Source organism: Streptomyces sp. NPDC050448, from assembly GCF_040655295.1.
In the GTDB taxonomy this organism is placed as follows: Bacteria; Actinomycetota; Actinomycetes; order Streptomycetales; family Streptomycetaceae; genus Streptomyces.
Genome location: NZ_JBFAJR010000001.1, coordinates 38,034 through 55,501 on the forward strand (window position 1 = coordinate 38,034; position 17,468 = coordinate 55,501).

General features: G+C 73.6%; 19 protein-coding genes. 7 read left to right on the forward strand and 12 right to left on the reverse strand.

The features are described from left to right. Nucleotides 1-28 precede the first annotated feature (28 nt). The 5 genes from AB0I68_RS00220 to AB0I68_RS00240 form a co-directional block, all read right to left on the reverse strand. Nucleotides 29-931 (reverse strand): sterol desaturase family protein, encoded by a 903-nt coding sequence (locus AB0I68_RS00220; RefSeq protein WP_363174886.1) that lies wholly within the window; start codon nucleotides 929-931, stop codon nucleotides 29-31. A 926-nt stretch (nucleotides 932-1,857) separates the two neighbouring features. After that, complete coding sequence (locus AB0I68_RS00225; protein WP_363174887.1) at nucleotides 1,858-3,078, reverse strand: amidohydrolase family protein; 1,221 nt, start codon at nucleotides 3,076-3,078, stop codon at nucleotides 1,858-1,860. Further along, the gene (locus tag AB0I68_RS00230) at nucleotides 3,075-4,367 is read right to left on the reverse strand and encodes an amidohydrolase family protein (protein ID WP_363175353.1); all 1,293 of its coding nucleotides are present in this window, start codon (nucleotides 4,365-4,367) and stop codon (nucleotides 3,075-3,077) included. Before AB0I68_RS00230 ends, AB0I68_RS00225 begins: the two co-directional genes overlap by 4 nt. Nucleotides 4,368-4,391: 24 nt before the next feature. Continuing rightward, nucleotides 4,392-5,276, reverse strand: coding sequence for an SDR family NAD(P)-dependent oxidoreductase (locus AB0I68_RS00235; RefSeq protein ID WP_363174888.1), 885 nt, complete (start codon nucleotides 5,274-5,276; stop codon nucleotides 4,392-4,394). A gap of 1 nt (nucleotide 5,277) precedes the next feature. Then, nucleotides 5,278-6,075 (reverse strand): acetoacetate decarboxylase family protein, encoded by a 798-nt coding sequence (locus AB0I68_RS00240; RefSeq protein ID WP_363174889.1) that lies wholly within the window; start codon nucleotides 6,073-6,075, stop codon nucleotides 5,278-5,280. Between the two features lie 136 nt (nucleotides 6,076-6,211). On the opposite strand from AB0I68_RS00240, the gene AB0I68_RS00245 reads away from it, so the two are divergent. The 6 genes from AB0I68_RS00245 (at nucleotide 6,212) to AB0I68_RS00270 (ending at nucleotide 12,567) form a co-directional block, all read left to right on the forward strand. Beyond that, on the forward strand, nucleotides 6,212-6,862 hold the full coding sequence (locus AB0I68_RS00245; RefSeq protein WP_363174890.1) for a helix-turn-helix domain-containing protein: 651 nt from the start codon (nucleotides 6,212-6,214) through the stop codon (nucleotides 6,860-6,862). A 143-nt stretch (nucleotides 6,863-7,005) separates the two neighbouring features. Continuing rightward, nucleotides 7,006-9,603: an MXAN_6230/SCO0854 family RING domain-containing protein gene (locus AB0I68_RS00250; protein ID WP_363174891.1), complete on the forward strand. Its 2,598-nt coding sequence runs from the start codon at nucleotides 7,006-7,008 to the stop codon at nucleotides 9,601-9,603. Nucleotides 9,604-9,652: 49 nt separating this feature from the next. After that, on the forward strand, nucleotides 9,653-10,627 hold the full coding sequence (locus AB0I68_RS00255) for a DEDDh family exonuclease (RefSeq protein WP_363174892.1): 975 nt from the start codon (nucleotides 9,653-9,655) through the stop codon (nucleotides 10,625-10,627). A gap of 64 nt (nucleotides 10,628-10,691) precedes the next feature. Then, nucleotides 10,692-10,925, forward strand: coding sequence for a hypothetical protein (locus AB0I68_RS00260; RefSeq protein ID WP_078613516.1), 234 nt, complete (start codon nucleotides 10,692-10,694; stop codon nucleotides 10,923-10,925). 81 nt (nucleotides 10,926-11,006) lie between these two features. After that, nucleotides 11,007-11,801, forward strand: a complete 795-nt coding sequence (locus AB0I68_RS00265; RefSeq protein ID WP_363174893.1) for an SURF1 family protein — start codon at nucleotides 11,007-11,009, stop codon at nucleotides 11,799-11,801. Between the two features lie 10 nt (nucleotides 11,802-11,811). Continuing rightward, nucleotides 11,812-12,567, forward strand: coding sequence for an SDR family oxidoreductase (locus tag AB0I68_RS00270; protein ID WP_363174894.1), 756 nt, complete (start codon nucleotides 11,812-11,814; stop codon nucleotides 12,565-12,567). Nucleotides 12,568-12,594: 27 nt separating this feature from the next. Here AB0I68_RS00270 and amaP read toward each other — a convergent pair whose 3' ends face one another. Genes amaP through AB0I68_RS00295 form a run of 5 tightly spaced genes read right to left on the reverse strand, consistent with a single transcriptional unit; the run spans nucleotide 12,595 to nucleotide 14,911 of the window. Next, nucleotides 12,595-13,170 carry an alkaline shock response membrane anchor protein AmaP gene (gene amaP / locus AB0I68_RS00275; RefSeq protein ID WP_363174895.1) on the reverse strand — a complete coding sequence of 192 codons (576 nt, stop codon included), beginning with the start codon at nucleotides 13,168-13,170 and terminating at the stop codon, nucleotides 12,595-12,597. Nucleotides 13,171-13,173: 3 nt separating this feature from the next. Then, the gene (locus tag AB0I68_RS00280; RefSeq protein WP_363174896.1) at nucleotides 13,174-13,872 is read right to left on the reverse strand and encodes a DUF6286 domain-containing protein; all 699 of its coding nucleotides are present in this window, start codon (nucleotides 13,870-13,872) and stop codon (nucleotides 13,174-13,176) included. Beyond that, on the reverse strand, nucleotides 13,869-14,279 hold the full coding sequence (locus AB0I68_RS00285; RefSeq protein WP_363174897.1) for a hypothetical protein: 411 nt from the start codon (nucleotides 14,277-14,279) through the stop codon (nucleotides 13,869-13,871). Before AB0I68_RS00285 ends, AB0I68_RS00280 begins: the two co-directional genes overlap by 4 nt. A gap of 7 nt (nucleotides 14,280-14,286) precedes the next feature. Continuing rightward, the gene (locus tag AB0I68_RS00290) at nucleotides 14,287-14,469 is read right to left on the reverse strand and encodes a hypothetical protein (protein WP_352212354.1); all 183 of its coding nucleotides are present in this window, start codon (nucleotides 14,467-14,469) and stop codon (nucleotides 14,287-14,289) included. A gap of 10 nt (nucleotides 14,470-14,479) precedes the next feature. After that, complete coding sequence (locus AB0I68_RS00295) at nucleotides 14,480-14,911, reverse strand: Asp23/Gls24 family envelope stress response protein (protein WP_363174898.1); 432 nt, start codon at nucleotides 14,909-14,911, stop codon at nucleotides 14,480-14,482. 186 nt (nucleotides 14,912-15,097) lie between these two features. On the opposite strand from AB0I68_RS00295, the gene AB0I68_RS00300 reads away from it, so the two are divergent. Further along, nucleotides 15,098-16,051, forward strand: coding sequence for a zinc-binding dehydrogenase (locus tag AB0I68_RS00300; RefSeq protein ID WP_363174899.1), 954 nt, complete (start codon nucleotides 15,098-15,100; stop codon nucleotides 16,049-16,051). A 166-nt stretch (nucleotides 16,052-16,217) separates the two neighbouring features. Here AB0I68_RS00300 and AB0I68_RS00305 read toward each other — a convergent pair whose 3' ends face one another. Both AB0I68_RS00305 and AB0I68_RS00310 read right to left on the reverse strand, forming a co-directional pair. Beyond that, on the reverse strand, nucleotides 16,218-16,997 hold the full coding sequence (locus AB0I68_RS00305) for an enoyl-CoA hydratase/isomerase family protein (RefSeq protein ID WP_363174900.1): 780 nt from the start codon (nucleotides 16,995-16,997) through the stop codon (nucleotides 16,218-16,220). A gap of 190 nt (nucleotides 16,998-17,187) precedes the next feature. Further along, nucleotides 17,188-17,409, reverse strand: a complete 222-nt coding sequence (locus tag AB0I68_RS00310) for a helix-turn-helix domain-containing protein (RefSeq protein WP_005319113.1) — start codon at nucleotides 17,407-17,409, stop codon at nucleotides 17,188-17,190. Nucleotides 17,410-17,468: the final 59 nt, after the last annotated feature.

The following is a 17,468-nucleotide window of genomic DNA, read 5'->3' on the forward strand; positions in this document are numbered from 1 at the left end:
CAGGAGGGCGTACGGGACTCGGTGGCGCTCACGCGGCGCGCTCCGAGGCCTGGGCGGGCTCGGCGGCGGTGGGGGCGGCGGCGCTCTCGGCCCCCGGGGCGGGGGCGGGCTGCCAGCCGGGGCCGCGGAAGACGCGGCCGGCGCGCTCGCGCCAGCTGCGTGCGGCGCGTACGTCGCGGGCGATGGCGGCGTACTCGTGGGTGGCGACGCGCAGCGGGTTGTGGGTGTTGATGTTCTTGGTGAGCCCGTAGACGGGCTTGTCGGTCTCCCCGACCCAGGAGCCGAACATCCGGTCCCAGACGATCAGGATGCCGCCGAAGTTGCGGTCCAGGTAGCCGCCCTGGGAGGCGTGGTGGACGCGGTGGTGGGAGGGGGTGTTGAAGACGTACTCGTAGGCCCGCGGCAGCTTCCCGATGCGCTCGGTGTGGACCCAGAACTGGTAGAGGAGGTTGATGCCGTAGCAGAACGGGATCGCGGCCGGGTGCACGCCGAGGGCGACCATCGGCAGGTAGAACCACCAGGTGGTCGCGCTGGTCCAGGGCTGGCGCAGGGCGGTGGTGAGGTTGAACCGCTTGCTGCTGTGGTGGACCACGTGGCAGGCCCACAGGATGCGGATGACGTGGTGGAGCCGGTGCTGCCAGTAGTACAGGAAGTCCTGGGCGAGGAGCATCAGCAGGGCGGTCCACCACAGGAACGGCACGCGCAGCGGGGTCAGTTCGTAGACCGCCGTGAAGACCGCGACGACCGGGATCTTCCAGAGCAGGTCGAAGCCGATGCTGCCGAGGCCCATGGCGACGCTCGTGACCGCATCCTTGGTGTCGTAGCCGGCGGCGTCCTCGTCGGGATGGAGCCGGTAGCTCACCACCTCGATGACGGTGAGCAGCACAAAGGCAGGTATGGACCACAGCACGACATCGGGCAGGTTCGGCATGCCCGCACCATAGAGCGGGTTCGAGGGCGCCGCTAGGGGTTGTTACCGATCGGTATCCATCGGGGTTACCGCGGGTTCGCACGATGATGTCCGGGCCAAGGGGAGGGCAGGGGATGACGGGCTTCGAGACGGTCCTTTTGAAGGTGGCGGGGACGGCGGCGGGGGCGCTGGTGAAGTCCCTGCTGGGCCGCACGCCGGGGGCGGGGCTGGCGGCGGATCCGGACGCTCCGGCCCCGCGCTGGCGGCGGCCGGCTGAGCTGGGCGAGCCGGAACTCCGCCGCTTGGCCGAGGCGCTGGCCGGGCGGCTGGGCGTGGCCACCGCCCGCCTGCCGGAGCACGAACGCCTGGCGGCGGTGGAGGCGGTGGGAGACGCCTTCGCCGCACTGGGGACGCTGGATGCGGAGGCCCTCTTCGCGGCGGACCTGGACCCGGCGGCGCTGGCGGCGGCGCTGCCGCCGCCGCCCGGCGCGGCCCTGAGCGAGCCGGCCGAGGCCGCCTTCCGCGACCTGGTCCGGCTGTGCTGCGTGCACGCGGTGGAGTACGTGACGACCCTGCCGGGCTTCGGGGCCCGCGCGGATGTGGAACTGGTCCGCAGGACGGGAAAGTTGTCCCGTTCGCTGGAGCAGCTGAAGGAGCGCGCGGACGGAGCGGCGTATGCCTTCGAGGAACGGTACGCCCGGTACATCGCGGAATCGCACGGGCGGCTTCAGTTGTTCGGGGTGACCACCGGCAGGGCGCGGCAGGAGTGGCCGCTGGACCTCGCGTACATCAGCCTCACGGTGAGCGACGAGCAACAGCTCGTCCCGGGTGAGCCCGGGACCTCCTCATCGACGTGTACGGCTCCAACACCCTGCTCGGCACCGAGCTGTTCCCGCCGGAGCGGCTCAGGCTGCATTGAGCCGAGCCGCCCCGGCGGGGTCACGCCGTCACCAGACGCGGACCGAACCGCCTCGGGCGAAGGCCGGGCTGGTCGCCTCGGCCGGGATCCGGGTCAGCGGCTCGGCGATCTCCGAGACCGTCGGGCCGTGCTTCGCGGCCAGCGGGTCCAGCAGGGCCAGGTCGAAGCCGTACACACGGGCCGCGTTGCCGCCGGCCATCGCGGCGACCTCGTCCCGCGGGAGGCCCGCGTACGCGATGCGCAGACCCTCGCGGGAGAACGGGGTGGTGCCCTCGTCGTGGGGGTAGTCGCTGCCCCACATGATCTTGTCGAGGCCGATCCGCTCCCGCAGCGGGACCTCGTGGGGGCGCATGAAGCTCGCCCCCACGAAGCAGTTGTCCCGCCAGACCTCGCTCGGGCCCTTGCCCATGGATTCCGCCAGGCCCGCCCCGAACTTGGCCTCCGCCGTCGCCGACGCCGCGACCAGGCGGCCGTGGTAGTAGTCCAGCATCTCCATGACCCCCGGGATCCAGCCGGAGCCCTGCTCCGTCAGGACCAGCTTCAGGCCGGGATGGCGGCGGAAGGCCCCGCCGAAGATGAGGTGCCACAGGGCGCGGTGCGAGAACCAGGTCGTCTCCACCATGAAGACGGCCCGGGCGGCCGGTTCGTCGCCGAGCGGCGGGGACGCCGAGCCGCCGTGGTGGTTGACCGGGACGTCCAGCTCGTCGCACACCGCCCAGATCGGGTCGTACGCCGAAGAGTAGAGCTCGGGGATTCCGGACCCGGGCGGGGCGCCCGGGAGGAGGATGCCGCCCCTGAGACCCTCCGCCTTCGTGCGGCGGATCTCCTTCACCGCCTCCTCGACGTCGTTCAACAGGATCTGGACCACGCCCGCGCGGCGGCCCGGGGCGTCCGCGCAGAAGTCCGCCAGCCAGCGGTTGTGGGCCCGCAGGCCCGCCCAGCGGAGCCGGAACTCCGCCGCCGACGGCGCGGGCGCCATCAGGGACGCGCTCGGGAAGAACGGCGGGATCGTGTTCGGGAAGAGGACCTCGGCCACGATGCCGTCCGCCTCGAGCTCGGACAGCCGGCGCGCGGAGTTCCAGTTGCGGTCCGCGGTGTCCGCGAGGAGGTCCTCGTACGGGTTCACGTACGTGGCGGCCCAGGCGTCGAATTCGTCGTGGTGCCGCTTCTCCAGGTACGGCTTGTAGTCCAGCAGGTCCGCGCCGGCATGGCAGTCCGCCGAGATGACCGTGTAGCGGTCGCCCGTCACTGCGACACCCCCAGGGACGGGAAGTCGTGGCCCGTGAGCCAGTGGCGGCCCGTCTCCCTCGAGCGGGCCCACGAGGACTCCACGGCCGCCTGGTCGGCCGGCTGGCCCAGCTCCGCCGGGGTCGGGCCGATGCGGCGGGCGATCGGGGCCAGCTTCTGCGTGTCGAAGCCGAAGACGTCCGCCGCCGCCAGGCCCAGCATCCGGCGGGTCTCGCCGACCGGGATGTCGTGGAAGGTGTTCTTCAGCCAGCTCCGGGTGCTCGGCCAGGTCCCCTCGGGGTGCGGGAAGTCCGATCCCCACAGGATGTTGTCCACGCCGATCTCGTAGCGCTGCGCGAGCTCGCGCCGCTTGGTGTTCGTCGCGCAGATGAACACCTGGCGGTCCAGGTACTCGCTCGGCGGGCGCTTGAGCTCCTCGAACGGCGACAGCTTCTTGCCGCCGTGCGCGCCGAGGTACAGCCGGTCCATGAACCACAGCTGGTTCGGCAGCCACCAGCAGCCCGATTCGGCGACGCCGAACTTCAGGCCCGGGTGCCGCTCGAAGACCCCCGACCAGAGCAGGAACCACAGCGGGCGGGCCGGCCACCAGGTGACCTCGGAGACGAAGATGCCCAGGTGGTCGCCGTACTCGTGACGGGGCGAGGACCCCGAGTGGGTGACGATCGGCATCTGCGTCTCGGCCGCGGCCGCCCAGACCGGGTCGTAGCGGCGGTCGTGGTACGGCGCCTTGTCCACCCACATCGCGGGGATCATCAGCGCGCCGAGCCCGGACTCCTTGGCCCGGTGGATCTCGGCCACGACCTTCGACGGCTCGCCCGTGATGGGCAGCAGGGCGACCCCGCAGTGCCGCTCGGGGGTCCCGGAGACGAACTCCGCCAGCCAGCGGTTGTGCGCCTGCGCGCCCGCCATGCCGAGCTCGGGGTCCTGGTCGCCGGAGAGCCCGAGGCCCACCCCGAAGGGCGCGGCGGTCTGGCTGTCCACGGCGTCGGCGTCGGGGAAGACGACCTCGGCGGCCACTCCGTCGCCGTCGAGTTCCTTCAGGCGCTGCGCCGTGTCCCAGCCGCCCTTGAGGCCTTCCTCGTGATCGTGGAACCACTTCTCGGCGAAGGCCTCGTTGCGGACGCCGAGGCGGGTGGCCTCCGCGCGGCGGGCGTCGCGCTGGCCGAGGAACTCGTCGAACCGGGGATGGAAGCGGGAGTCGAGGTAGGGGCGGTACTGCTCGGTCGGCAGTCCGGCGTGGCAGTCGGAGGAGATGATCAGGTACGGGTCTTCGTACGTGCAGTCGCTCACGGTCTCACTCACTGCAAACGCTCCTCAGTCGAGGATGAAGCTCTCCAGGTAGGCGGGGTTGGCGCGGTCGAGCATCGACTGCGACCGGGCGCGGATCTGCCGGTCGCTGTGCTCGCTCGCCGGGAGCATCCAGAATCGGTCGGCGCGGATGCCGTCGACGACGTGCTCGGCGACCTCCTCGACCGGGGTGAAGTCCACCTCGTGGCCGGCCTTCTTCATCGCGGCCTCGTACTGGTCGAGGCTGCGGTACGGGGTCTTGCGCGGCCGCTCCTTCGCGTACCGCTCGGGCCGGTTGCGGTGGGACTCCCACAGTCCGGTGCGCAGCATGTGCGGTCCGGGGAAGAGGACGGACGCGCCGATGGCCGCGCCCTCCGCCTTGAGGTGGGCGTACAGCGACTCGGTCATGGTGACCACGGCCGCCTTGGTGACGGCGTAGACGGAGGCGGTGGGCAGCGGGGCGATGCCTCCGTCGCCGGAGGAGGTGTTGACGACGTGGCCGGGGCCGCCGCCCGCGATCATGCGGGGGACGAAGGCCTGGATGCCGTGGAAAACGCCCCAGACGTTGACGGAGAACGCCCATGTCCAGTCATTGGGCTCGTGCTGCCACATCCGGCCCTCGGCGCCGGAGCCGACGCCCGCGTTGTTGCAGAGCACGTGCACGGCGCCGAACGTCTCGTACGTGGCGTCGGCGAGCGCGATCACGGAGTCGCGGTCGCCGACGTCGACCCGCCGGGCGAGTACCTGGGCGCCGTCGGCGGTGAGCTCGTCGGCCGCCTTGCGCAGGGCTCCCTCCTCCACGTCGGCGAGGACCACCTTCAGCCCCTCGGCGGCGAAGCGGCGGGCCAAGGCGAGGCCGATGCCGCTCGCGGCGCCGGTGACGACGGCCACCTGTCCGGGTTCGAGCCGCATCTCAGAGGCTCCCCTCGGGCGGGCCGTCGAGGATCTGCATCGGGTCGTCGTAGCGCTGGTGGATGTACGGGAGGAGGGCCTGGGCGCTGACCCGCTCGACGACGCGGCCCTTCTGGTCGGTGGTCTTCTCGCCGATGGTGATCTCCACGATCCGGCGTACGGGGAGATCGGCGACGGGGTCGAACATCGACTCGCGCAGGACCACGTCACCGGTGACGTGCTCCAGCTTGCGGACCTTCTCGTTGCGGGTGACGTGCACGAGCACCGGGTCGGCGTCGAAGCCCGAACCGTCCACCGCGGGGAGGAACTTGAAGTAGAAGTCGATCTTGGCGGCGGGCTCGGGCAGCGGCAGCTCGCGGTCCACCGCCCCGCGCACCTCCACGAACGCGATCCCGTGCCGGGCCAGAAAGGCCCGTACCACGAGGCCCTCGCGCTCGACCGCGACCTCGCCCAGCTTCTTCGGTTCGCCGAAGACCTCGCGGCCGCCGACCAGGGCCCGCTCGTGGGTCATCGGCATGACCAGCGGGTACCAGCCCTCGACCCCGCCGTGCTGCGCGGCGACGGCCACCGAGCCGGCGCCGAGGGGGTAGCCGGGCAGGTCGACCTTGCTGATGTTGGCCCGTACGAGGGGCCGCTCGGCGGGCTTGAGCGGCGGCGGCAGGACCGCCGCCACCACGTCCGGGTCGCTCTCCCAGACCGCCACCACACCGGTGGACCAGATGTCGGGGAGCTGGGAACTCTTCTCGCGCGACGCCGCGATCTCGGCCTCGGTGCGCGCTCCGTACCGTACGCGTGCCATGTCTCGCACCACCCTTCTGGGCACCTCCCAGCGGTAGCCGGGGGAGGTTCTGTAACACAGTTACACCGCCGTCGATGAAGGGTAAAGACCCCTGCACCGGCCGGAATTGACGATCCGACAGATTGGCGGGACGGCCATGGCCAGAACCACGCTCACCCGCGACGAGGTACTGGAGGCGGCCACCCGCCTGGTCAAGCAGCACGGCCCGGCCGCCCTCACCATGCGCAAACTCGCCGCCGAGCTGGGCACCGCGGTGACCTCCATCTACTGGCACGTCGGCAATCGCGAATCACTGCTGGACGCCCTCGTGGAGCGGACCGTCCAGGACATGGGCGCGATCAGGCCGGCCGGCCGCACGCCCACCGAGCGGATCCTCTCCGTGGCCCGGATCCTGCGCCGCGAACTGCGTGAGCGGCCGCACCTGATCGCGATGGTCCACGAACGCGGGCTCACCGAGCGGATGTTCCTGCCCGCCCAGCAGGCGCTGGTCCACGAGGTGCACGCGGCCGGGCTGCGCGGGGCCCGGGCCGCCGACGCGGTGCGCGCGGTCCAGTTCCAGATCGTCGGCTTCCTGCTCGTGGAGCGCAACCGCGAGCGCTCCCCCGCCCAGTCCCCCGCCGAGAGCGAGCTCTGGGACCCTCCCCCTGGCTCCGCCGGGGGGACCCCCGCCGCCGCTCCCGACGACCCGGAACTGGCCCGCGCCCTGGCCCGCCCGGCGGATCCGGAACGGCTGTTCCTGCTGTCCGTACGGGCCCTCGTACAGGCCCTGCTGCGGGCGGCCCGATAATCGCTTTGCCCCGTGCCGCCTTCCGTGATCAGATCGGGAACACGGGGGCGGCTCCCCGGCGCGCTTCCTTCTCACCTTCTCCGAAAAGTTCCTGCGCGCCCACTCTCCGCCCCCGTTTTCACGTTCGCGGAGGGACACCACCCATGCCTGCCATCGAGTCCGTGCTGCTGCGCCGCCTCCAGACGGTCTACGTCGACGCCACGCCCCACCAGGCCGCCCGCACCGGCGGATCCGCCCTGCGCAGGCTCGAATCGGAGCTCCTGGACCGCGGGTTCACCCTCTCCCCCGGCCTCTACGACGCCCTGGCCGCACTCCCCTCCGAGCAACTCGCCCGCACCCACACACGGCTGGCCGGCCTCGCCGACGAACTGCTCGGCTCGGACCGCACGCACATCCCGCTCCGGCGCGGATTCCCCGCCACCGTGCCCCGCAACACCGACCGGCTGTACATACACCGGGTCTTCGCGCACCTGCTCCAGGAGCCGGATCTGCCGTGCGTCCTGTGCGGCGAGCAGCGCACCGTCTTCCCCGTCTCCCCCTGCGCCCATCTGGTCTGCCGGCTGTGCTGGGACGGCTCCGATTACAGCGCCTGCCCGCTCTGCCACCGGCGGATCGACCCCGCCGACCCGTTCCTACGGCCCTACCGGCCCGCCGGCGCCAAGAACCTCGGTGCCGGCGGCCCGCCCCGGCTGCTGCGCCACGGCGCCGACCGCGCCGCCGACGCGAGCGCGGTCGTGGCGGAGCTGCTCGCCCGGCGCACCCCCCTCTCCCCACAGGACCGCGAGGACCTGCTCACCCTCCTGCCGGTGAGCGCCGCCGGTTCCGGGGAGCTGCCCGAGGAGATTCCCGTACGGGAGACCAAGGCGCTGGTCCTCGGCGCGCTGCTGCCCGCCGCCGAAGACCGCGGACCGCTGCTGCGGCGGCTGACCACCGCCACCGACGTGCTGCGGCTGCTCGCCGTGCTGTCCGGCGGGGACGCGGGGCTCACGCCGCTGCCGCCCCGGTTCACCTCCCTGCCCCGGCCGCTGCGGCGCGCCCTGCTCGGCGTGCTCGACGCGCTGCCGGCCCCGTACCTCGTCGAGGACCTGCTGCGGCACCCGACCGCCTGGAAGCGGGCCGCCGAGACCCTGCATCCCTTCGAGCAGCACACCCGGCACCCGCGCGCCGCCCTCGCCTTCGCCGTACTGCGGGACACCCCGCTGTCCTCGGCCCTCGGCGCGGCCCTGCGGGCGACCGCCGCCGCACACCCGGACGCCGCCCGCGTGGACGGCGACCGGATCCGCCCCGCGACCTGGGCCGGGCGGCTGGAACAGGCCCTCGCCCGGGGGGAGGCGGGGGCCGCCGCCGCGCTCGCCGGACAGCGCCCCGGGGAACTCGTACGCCGCCTCGACCACCTGCTGCGCCTGCACCCCGGCGACCTGCTCGTCCCGGAGCTGGCGGACGCCCTGGACCGCGGGCTGCCCGCCGTCGGCGCGGGTCCGCTGCTGTCCGCGCTCGGGGCGCTGCGCGTACGCGCCGAGGACCGCACCGGCCGGCGCCGGGTGTTCTTCCCGAAGGGCCAGATCGCCTCCGCCCAGTCCGTGGCCGAGGCGCGCCCGCCGCTGCCCGCGCCACTCGTCGCGGCAACCGTGGCGCTGCTGGAGGGCGAGGTACTGCGCCGTTTCGCGGCGGCCGGGGCGGATCCGTACGACCTGGCCGTCCTGGACTCCGCCCTCGCGGACCTCACCGTGCCCTTCGGCGAGCGCAGCTCCGCCAAGTCCCTGGTCGCGGTTCCGCGGGGCAGTACGCAGACGCTGCCGGAGGGCGAGGTGCTGCGGCTGTTCCTGCACTGGACGGAGCCGGAGGGCAACCGGACCGATCTGGACCTGTCGGTCGCCTTCTTCGACGCCGACTGGAACTTCACCGGCCTGTGCGACTACACCAGCCTCGCGCACGGCCGGCAGGGGGCCGCCGTGCACTCCGGCGACCTCACCTCCGCCCCGGCTCCGGCCGGGGCCACCGAGTACGTCGACATGGACCTGGCGAAGCTGGCCCGGCAGGGTGACGTGTACGCGGTCCCGCTGGTGTTCAGCTTCAACAACGTGCCCTTCGAGGAGCTGCCCGACGCCTTCGCCGGCTTCATGGCCCTGCCGGCCGGGGGCCCGCGCGACTCCTCCTACGATCCGCGCACCGTGCGCCAGCGCTTCGACCTGGCGGGCCAATCCCGGGTGTGCATGCCGATGGTGGTGGACCTGAGCGCCCGCCGGATGCTGTGGGCGGACGTCCATCTGCCGCCGGCGGACGGGTTCCAGAGCGTCGGCTCGCACGGCGACCTGCTCGCCGTCACCGCCTCCGAGGTCTGGGAGCACTTCGGCTCCGGCACCCGCACCACCCTGTGGGACCTGGCGGTGTGGCGGGCGGCTGCCCGCTCCCGCGAGGTGGCCGTCGTACGCCGGGCACCGCTTCCGGGGCTTCCGGACGAGCTGTGGCACTACCGGGCCGGGACGGACGAGCCGGTGGCCGCCTTCGCCGCCCGGGTCGCGGCCCTGGAGCCGCCGCAGGCGCGCACGCCCCGGGCGGACGCCGACGCGCACGCCGCCGAACTGGCGGCGGGCAAGCGGGTGTTCCTCGCACTCGCCCACGCGACCGTGGCCCCGGCGGGGGCTTCGGGGACGGCGTACCGGCTGTTCCCGGGGCCGTCCGAGGTGCCCGGGTCCTTCGTCCGGGTGAGCGCCGGAGAGCTCGTGGCGGAGCTGGGCTGAATCGGCGTCCGGCCACGGCTGTCGGTGGGGGCCGATATCCTCTGTGACCATGCTCGACGACCGTACGACCGCAGAGACGACGTGGCCGACCGCGTACCCCGAGGGGTACGCGGTCGTCGACGTGGAGACGACCGGGCTCGCTCGCGACGACCGGATAATCTCCGCCGCCGTCTACCGGCTCGACGCGCAGGGCAATGTGGAGGACCACTGGTACACCCTGGTCAACCCGCAGCGGGACCCGGGCCCGGTGTGGATCCACGGGCTGACCAGCGACATGCTCCAGGACGCGCCGCTCTTCAAGGACATCGCCGAGGAGTTCGCGGGCCGGCTCGCCGACCGGGTGCTGGTCGCGCACAACGCCATCTTCGACTGGCAGATGATCGCCCGGGAGTACGCGCGGGCCGCCGAGACCGCGCCGGTCCGTCAGCGGCTGTGCACGATCGCCCTGTCGAAGGAGCTGAACCTCCCGCTGCCCAACCACAAGCTGGAGTCGCTCGCCGCGCACTTCGGCGTGGTCCAGCAGCGTGCCCACCACGCGCTCGACGACGCCCGCGTGCTCGCGGAGGCGTTCCGTCCGTCGCTGCACGCCGCCGCGCGGGACGGCGTACGGCTGCCCCTGCTGGAATGCCGGCCGCTGACGGAGTGGTCGGACTCCCCCGTCACCCCGCGGGTCGGCCACCAGGCCTCGTACGGGAGCAGCAGCAGCTGGCGGCCCTCGCGCAAGCGGCCGCCGTGCCCGCACCCGAATCCGGGGCGCTTCGAGGACGGCAAGCCGCTGAAGCAGGGCATGCGGATCGCCTTCTCGGGTGACACCTCGGTGGACCGGGAGCTGCTCGAGGACCGGGCGATCGAGGCGGGCCTGCACATCGCGACGAGTGTGTCGCGGCTCACGAGCCTGCTCGTGACGAACGACCCCGGCTCGGCCACCTCCAAGACGGTCAAGGCGAAGTCCTTCGGTACGCCGGTGGTCGACGAGGCGGCCTTCACCCAGCTGCTGCGGGACGTGGCTGCGGCAGACGGGTGAGCGTCGGGCGACTCGCCCGGCACCCGCTTTCGCGTTCGGCCCGTCCGGTCCCACCCTGTGGCGCATGGCACGTTGTGAGGTCTGCGGAAACGATTACGGCATGTCCTTCGAGGTGCACGCGCAGGGCAGCGTGCACGTCTTCGACTGCTTCTCCTGCGCCATCCACCGCATGGCGCCGATCTGCGAGCACTGCCGGGTGCAGATCATCGGGCAGGGCGTCGAGGTCGAGGGCCAGTGGTTCTGCGGGGCGCACTGCGCCCGCGCGGAAGGGAAGGTGGGCATCGTCGACCGCGTGTAACCCTCCCCCGGTTCCCCCTTCGCGACCCCGGACGGCCACCCGGCCGCCGGGGTCTTCCCGGCTGGGGGTACCGTCGTGGGCGTGTACCGCTTTGTGCTGACCCGGCAATGGGTGTGCCTCACCCTGATCGCCCTCGCCCTCATCCCCGCGATGATCAAGCTGGGGTTCTGGCAGTACCACCGCCATGAGCACCGGGTCGCGCAGAACGAGCTGATCGCGTCGAACCTGTCCGCGAAGCCGGTACCCATGACCGAGGTGACCTCCCCCGGCCACCAGGTCCCGCGGTCCGACTACTGGCGCGCCGTCACCGCCACCGGGACGTACGACACCGCGCACGAGGTCGTCGTCCGCATGCGGACGGACAACGACCGCAAGGTCGGCGTCCACGTCCTGACCCCGCTCGTGCTCGCCGACGGCCGGGTGGTGCTGGTCAACCGCGGCTGGGTCGCGGGCGGCGACGACCCGCGCGCGTACCCGCCGGTTCCGGCCGCGCCCTCGGGCGAGGTGACGGTCACCGGGCGGCTGAAGGCCGACGAGACGAGCGCCGGCAGCGGCATCAAGGCCCGCAAGGGCCTGCCGGACCGCCAGGTGATGCTGATCAACAGCGCCCAGCAGGCGGAGTACCTGGGCAAGCCCGTCCTCGGCGGCTACCTGGAACTCACCGCGCCGGTCCCGGCGGGCGGCAGCCCGGAGACGGTCGCCGAGCCCGACCACGACTCGATCGGCCCGCACATGGCGTACGCCGTGCAGTGGTGGCTGTTCGCCTCGGCGGTGCCGGTGGGCTGGCTGGTCCTCGTACGGCGGGAGAAGCGCGACCGCGCGGCGGCCGCGGCGGCCGGCACCATCCCCGCGCGGGAGCCGGCGCCGACGGCGTAGCGTGTCGGGCATGGATCTTGGACTGAAAGACCGTGTCTACGTCGTCACCGGAGCCACCCGGGGCCTGGGCTTCGCCACGGCACGCGAACTGGCGGCGGACGGTGCGAACGTGATCGTGACGGGCCGCGACGCCGCGCGCGCCGCCGAAGCGGCGGCCTCGCTGGGACCGGACGCGGTGGGAGTCGCCGCGGACAACGCCGACCCGGAGGCGGCGGCCGCGCTCGTCGCCACCGCGAAGGAACGCTTCGGCCGCTTCGACGGCATCCTCATCAGCGTCGGCGGCCCCGTCCCCGGCTCTGCGGCGAGCAACACGGACGAGCAGTGGGCCGCGGCCTTCGAATCGGTCTTCCTGGGCGCCGTGCGGCTGGCCCGCGCGGCGGCGGCCGAGCTGGGCGAGGGCGGGGTCATCGCCTTCGTGCTGTCGGGCTCGGTCCACGAGCCGATCCCGGGCCTGACCATCTCCAACGGCCTGCGGCCGGGGCTGGCGGGCTTCGCCAAGTCCCTGTCGGTGGAGCTCGGGCCTCGGGGCATCCGCGTGGTCGGGCTGCTGCCGGCCCGGATCGACACCGACCGCGTCCGCGACCTCGACGCCCTGTCGGGCGATGCGAAGGCGGCCCGCGCGGCCAACGAGTCCGGCATTCCGCTGCGGCGTTACGGCACCCCGGAGGAGTTCGGCCGCTCGGCGGCGTTCCTGCTGTCGCCTGCGGCCTCGTACCTGACGGGCATCATGCTCCCGGTCGACGGCGGCTCCCGCCACGGCTTCTGACACCCCGCCCTCCCGGGCCGGCCGCGGCTAGGTGACGCGGCGCGCGCGGTGGGAGGTGATCCGCAGGCGGGCCTCTGCGGGGAGTTCGGGGAGGCCCGCCGACCGGCGGGCGTGGTGCAGCACCGGCCCGGCCAGCCCGGCCAGCGCATCGGCCGGGACCGCATGCGGCTCCAGCTCCAGGTCCACCCGCAGCTTCGGCCCACGCCGCCGGCCGCGTCGCCCCTGCCGGCCCCGCAGCACGGCGCTGCACCGGGCGACCCCGTCCAGCGCCGCCGCCTCCGCGGCCACCGCCTCCTCCAGCGCCCGCCCCCGCAACACCGCGAACGCCCCGTCCCCGGTGTCCACCACCAGGGCGGGCAGCCGCGCGCGCCGCAGCTGCGCCAGCAGCCACCACAGCGCGAGCACCACGCACACCCCGAGCCCGGCGAGCACCGCCCACCACCACCAGCCCTCGGCATGCCAGTACCGCTGCCGGGTCGCCGCCGTCAGCAGCGGCTCGTGGCGGCCGCCGAGCGGCCGGGACCCCGTCAGCAGCGCCACCCCGGCCGCCAGCAGGACGAGGCCGATGATCCCGAGCAGGATCCGGTTCACCGTCCCGAGCATCGCTCACCCCTTCCCGACGGCGGCCCGGGTGACCCGTACCCGCGCCTGCGGCGCGTGCGCGAGGCCCAGTTCCCCGATGCCGACGGCCAGTACCGCCTCCAGGTCGGCCCGTACGTCGTCCAGCTCGCGGAAGTGCGACGCGGCCCGGACCGCGACGTGGGACCGGCCCACCGCGACCCGTGCCGACCGCACCCCGGACACCTCCATGGCCCGGTCCCGCAGCACCTGCGCCGCGGCCTTCCGCCCGAGCCCGGCCCGTACCCCGGCGTCCGGGCCGGGCGTCCGCATCGGCAGGATCCGGCGGAGCCCGGGGGTCAGCGCGAGGAACAGGAGCACCGCCCCGGCCACGGCGAGGGCCCCCGCGAGCACGAGCACCCCCGGGTCGGCGGGGGTGTGCCGCTCCAGCTGGTGGGCGAGTTCGCGGCGCCACTGCATGCCGGGACGGTGGGTCCGTACGGCGGCGAGGTCGTAGAGGAACAGGCCCGCGACCGCGAGCACGGCGAGGGCGGTCAGCGCGGCCGGGACCCGCCGGGCGGACCGGAACCGGGCGACGCGGACCGGGGCTTGGCCGGGGGCCGGGTTCGGGACCGGGTTCGGGGCCGGGTTCGGGACCGGGTTCGGGACCGGGTTCGGGACCGGGTTCGGGACCGGGTTCGGGACCGGGTTCGGGACCGGGGCCCCGCCGGGGGCGGGCGCCGTCACCGCAGCTTCCGGTCCCGCGCGGCGGCGGTGCGGGTGTGCGCGGAGTGCAGGTGCTCGATGTCGATGTCCACCGCGGGTACGGACATGGCGGCACACTCCTCGACGCGGCGGACGACCTGTCGGCGTACGGCCGCGCACTGGGCGGCGAGGTCGCAGGGGTAGTCGAGCTCGAGGCTCACCCGTACCCGGGCGATGTCATGGTGCACGGTGACGGTGGCGTGCGGGGTGGCCGGCCCGGCACCGGCGGCTCCTGCGGCACCCGGCGCCTTCGGCGGGCCGCCCGGCTGCGCGGCGAGCGCCTCCCGGGCGGCCTGGGCCGCGATCTTGGCGACGACCCGGTCGGCGATCCGGGTGGCCCCCCGGTCGGCCGGGGGCACCCGCTGCGGGGTCGCCCGTGGCGTGCTCATCGGGGCCTCACCTGTCACGGTCGCGGGGGCGGAAGAAGTCTCCGGGCTCCAGGTCCCCGTCCAGGAACCGGCCCACGACGAAGCCGATGGCGCCGAGCGCCGCCACCAGCAGGAAGGCCCCGAAACCGCCGAAGTATCCGGCGAATGCCAGCGCCATGCCGGCGAAGAGGCCGACGACAGCCATCCTCATGCGGGCTCCTTCACTGGAGTCGGGGCTCCGGCTCCTCGTCGGGCTCGTCGGGAAGTTTGACATCGCTGACCGCGATGTTGACCTCGACGACCTCCAGGCTCGTCATCCGCTCGACCGCCGAGATGACGTTCTCACGGACGGCCCGGGCCACGTCGCGGATCGACACGCCGTAGTCGACGACGATCTCCAGGTCGAGGGCCGTCTGCACCTCGCCGACCTCGGCCTTGACCCCGCGGGTGACGGACGACTTCGCCCCGCCGGGGACGCGGTCGCGGACGGCGCCGAAAGTACGGGCGAGCCCGCTGCCGCTGCCCATGGCATGGACGCCGACCACCTCGCGTGCGGCGAGTCCGGCGATCTTCTCGACCACCCCGTCGGAGATGGTGGTGCGGCCGCGTTCGGCCGGGTTGCGGGAGGCGCCCCCGGATGCGGATTCGGTCATCGCGTGTCCCTTCGCCAGGATGGACTCACTCCGCACCACGGTAAGCGCGGGGCCGCGACGGCGCTCCGGGACTACGCCGGTCGGCCGGGGCCGGTTCCCCGCCGCCGCTTGACCTCAAGTGCGGTCGAGGTCCGAGGGTGGCCAAGTGATCAAGGCCGAGAGGCCGTGCCGAACGAGGGGGATGTCATGCGGGCGATACGGGTGGACGGGTACGGCGGTCCGGAGGTCCTGGTGCCGGTCGAGCTGGCGGACCCGGTCCCGGGGGCGGGCGAGGTGGTGGTCCGGGCCGAGGCCGTGGACACGATCTTCGTGGAGACCCAGATCCGCGGGGGCTGGGGCGAGGCCTTCGGCATCCACCCGCCGTACGTGCCGGGCGGCGCGGCCGCGGGGACGGTCGTCGCGGTGGGCGAGGGGGTGGACCCGGGCTGGCACGGCCGCCGGGTGGTGGCCGCCCCGGGTACGAAGGGGACGTACGCGGAACTGGTCCGGGTCCCGGTGGAGCTGCTGGTCCCGGTCCCGGAGGGGCTGGAGCCGGCGGAGGCGGCTGCGCTGGCGCACGACGGGGTGACCGGTTCGGGCATCGCCGAGGGCGTCGGGATCGGCGCGGGCGACCGGGTGCTGATCCTGGGCGCCGCCGGCGGGATGGGGACGCTGCTGGTGCAGATCGCGGTGGCGGCGGGAGCGTACGTGGTCGGGGCGGCGCGGGGCGAGCAGAAGCTGGCGCTGGTCCGGGAGCTGGGCGCGGACCGGGCGGTGGACTACACGGAACCGGGCTGGACCGAGGCGGTCGGCGGTCCGGTGGACGTCCTGCTGGACGGAGTCGGCGGCGAGCTGGGCCTGGCCGGCTTCGGGCTGGTCCGGGACGGGGGAAGGGTCTCGGCGCACGGCGCACCGAGCGGCGGCTTCACGGAGCTGGACCCGGCGGAGGTGGAGCGGCGCGGGATCGCCCTGCGCGGGATCGCGGAGGTCCAGTTCCCGCCGGCGGAGATCACCCGCCTGGCGGGCCTCGCCCTGGCCGAGGCGGCGGCGGGGCGGCTCCGCCCGGTGATCGCTCGCAGGTTCCCGCTGGCCGAGGCCGCGGAAGCCCACCGCGCGATCGAAGCCCGCACCATCCCGGGCAAGGCTCTCCTGATCCCCTGACGGTCCCCACCCCGGCGGACCCCGGCCCGCGGCCGGCCGGGCACCTCGGCCCCGCCGGCGATGGAGGCGCGGAGCGCGGGGGCAGCGCCCCCGCAGCGGCGTCACACCCGCAGGGCCCGGCAGGGCACGACGACGACAGCCCCGCCGGCGGTCGAGGCGGGCGGAGTCAGTCCGAAAGACCGGCCAGAGCGCGGAGGCGGCGGGCCTGGGCGGCGCGTTCCGCCGAGCGCTGGGCGTCGTACGGGCGGGACGGCGCGTCGCGGAGCAGCGCCTTCGTCTCGATCACGGCATCCCGCGGCGGAGCCAGCAGCGCCGTCGTGAGGTCCTGCACCGCCGCGTCGAGCTCGTCGGCCGGTACGACCAGGTTGGCCAGCCCGACCCGCTCCGCCTCCTCGGCATGCACGAAGCGGCCCGTCGCGCAGATCTCCAGCGCGCGGGCATAGCCCACCAGGGCGGTCAGCGGCTGCGTGCCCGCCAGGTCCGGCACGAGGCCGAGGCTGGTCTCGCGCATGGCGAACTGAACGTCGTCCGCGACCACCCGCAGGTCACAGGCCAGCGCGAGCTGGAAGCCGGCGCCGATCGCGTGCCCCTGTACGGCGGCGATGGAGACGATGTCGTTGCGCCGCCACCAGGTGAAAGCCTCCTGGTACTCGGCAATGGTGGAGTCGAGCAGTTCGTCCGAACCGCGCGCCAGATCGAGGAAGGACGGCTCACCCTCGAAACCCTCGGGGGTGAACGCCTGCCGGTCGAGTCCGGCGGAGAAGGACTTGCCCTCACCGCGCAGCACCACGACCCGGACGGTGCCCGGCAACGACCTTCCGGCCTCCGTCAACGCCCGCCAGAGCGCGGGGGACTGAGCGTTTCGCTTGGCCGGATTGGTCAGTGTCACCGTGGCGACCGAGTCGTCCACGGTGAGCCGTACGCCGTCCTTGTCGAGCAGAGCCATCTGTGTGCCTCCGGTGTGCAGTCGGCCGCATTCCCGGCCTAAGTGACTGCACAGTAACCACCCGGTCGGCCGCGGGGCCGACCGGGGGTCACCGAAGGAACCGCGGTGTGGGCAGGCAAGCGTCATCCACCCCGGCCCCGGGCCTCACGGCCTGGGGGTACCCCCCAGCGGCAGCCGGGGGAGATCCGGGTCAGGCCGAAGCCGCCTTCTTGCCGCGCGTCGCGCCACCGCGACCACGCAGCACGACTCCGGACTCGCTCAGCATCCGGTGGACGAATCCGTAAGACCGGCCGGTTTCCTCGGCCAGCGCACGGATACTCGCACCGGAGTCGTACTTCTTCTTCAGGTCTGCCGCGAGCTTGTCGCGCGCGGCGCCGGTTACCCGGCTGCCCTTCTTCAGAGTCTCGGCCACCCGTGCCTCCTCGTGGGAAGTGCGCTCTGGACTTCTCATGATCACCCCTCCCCGGCTTC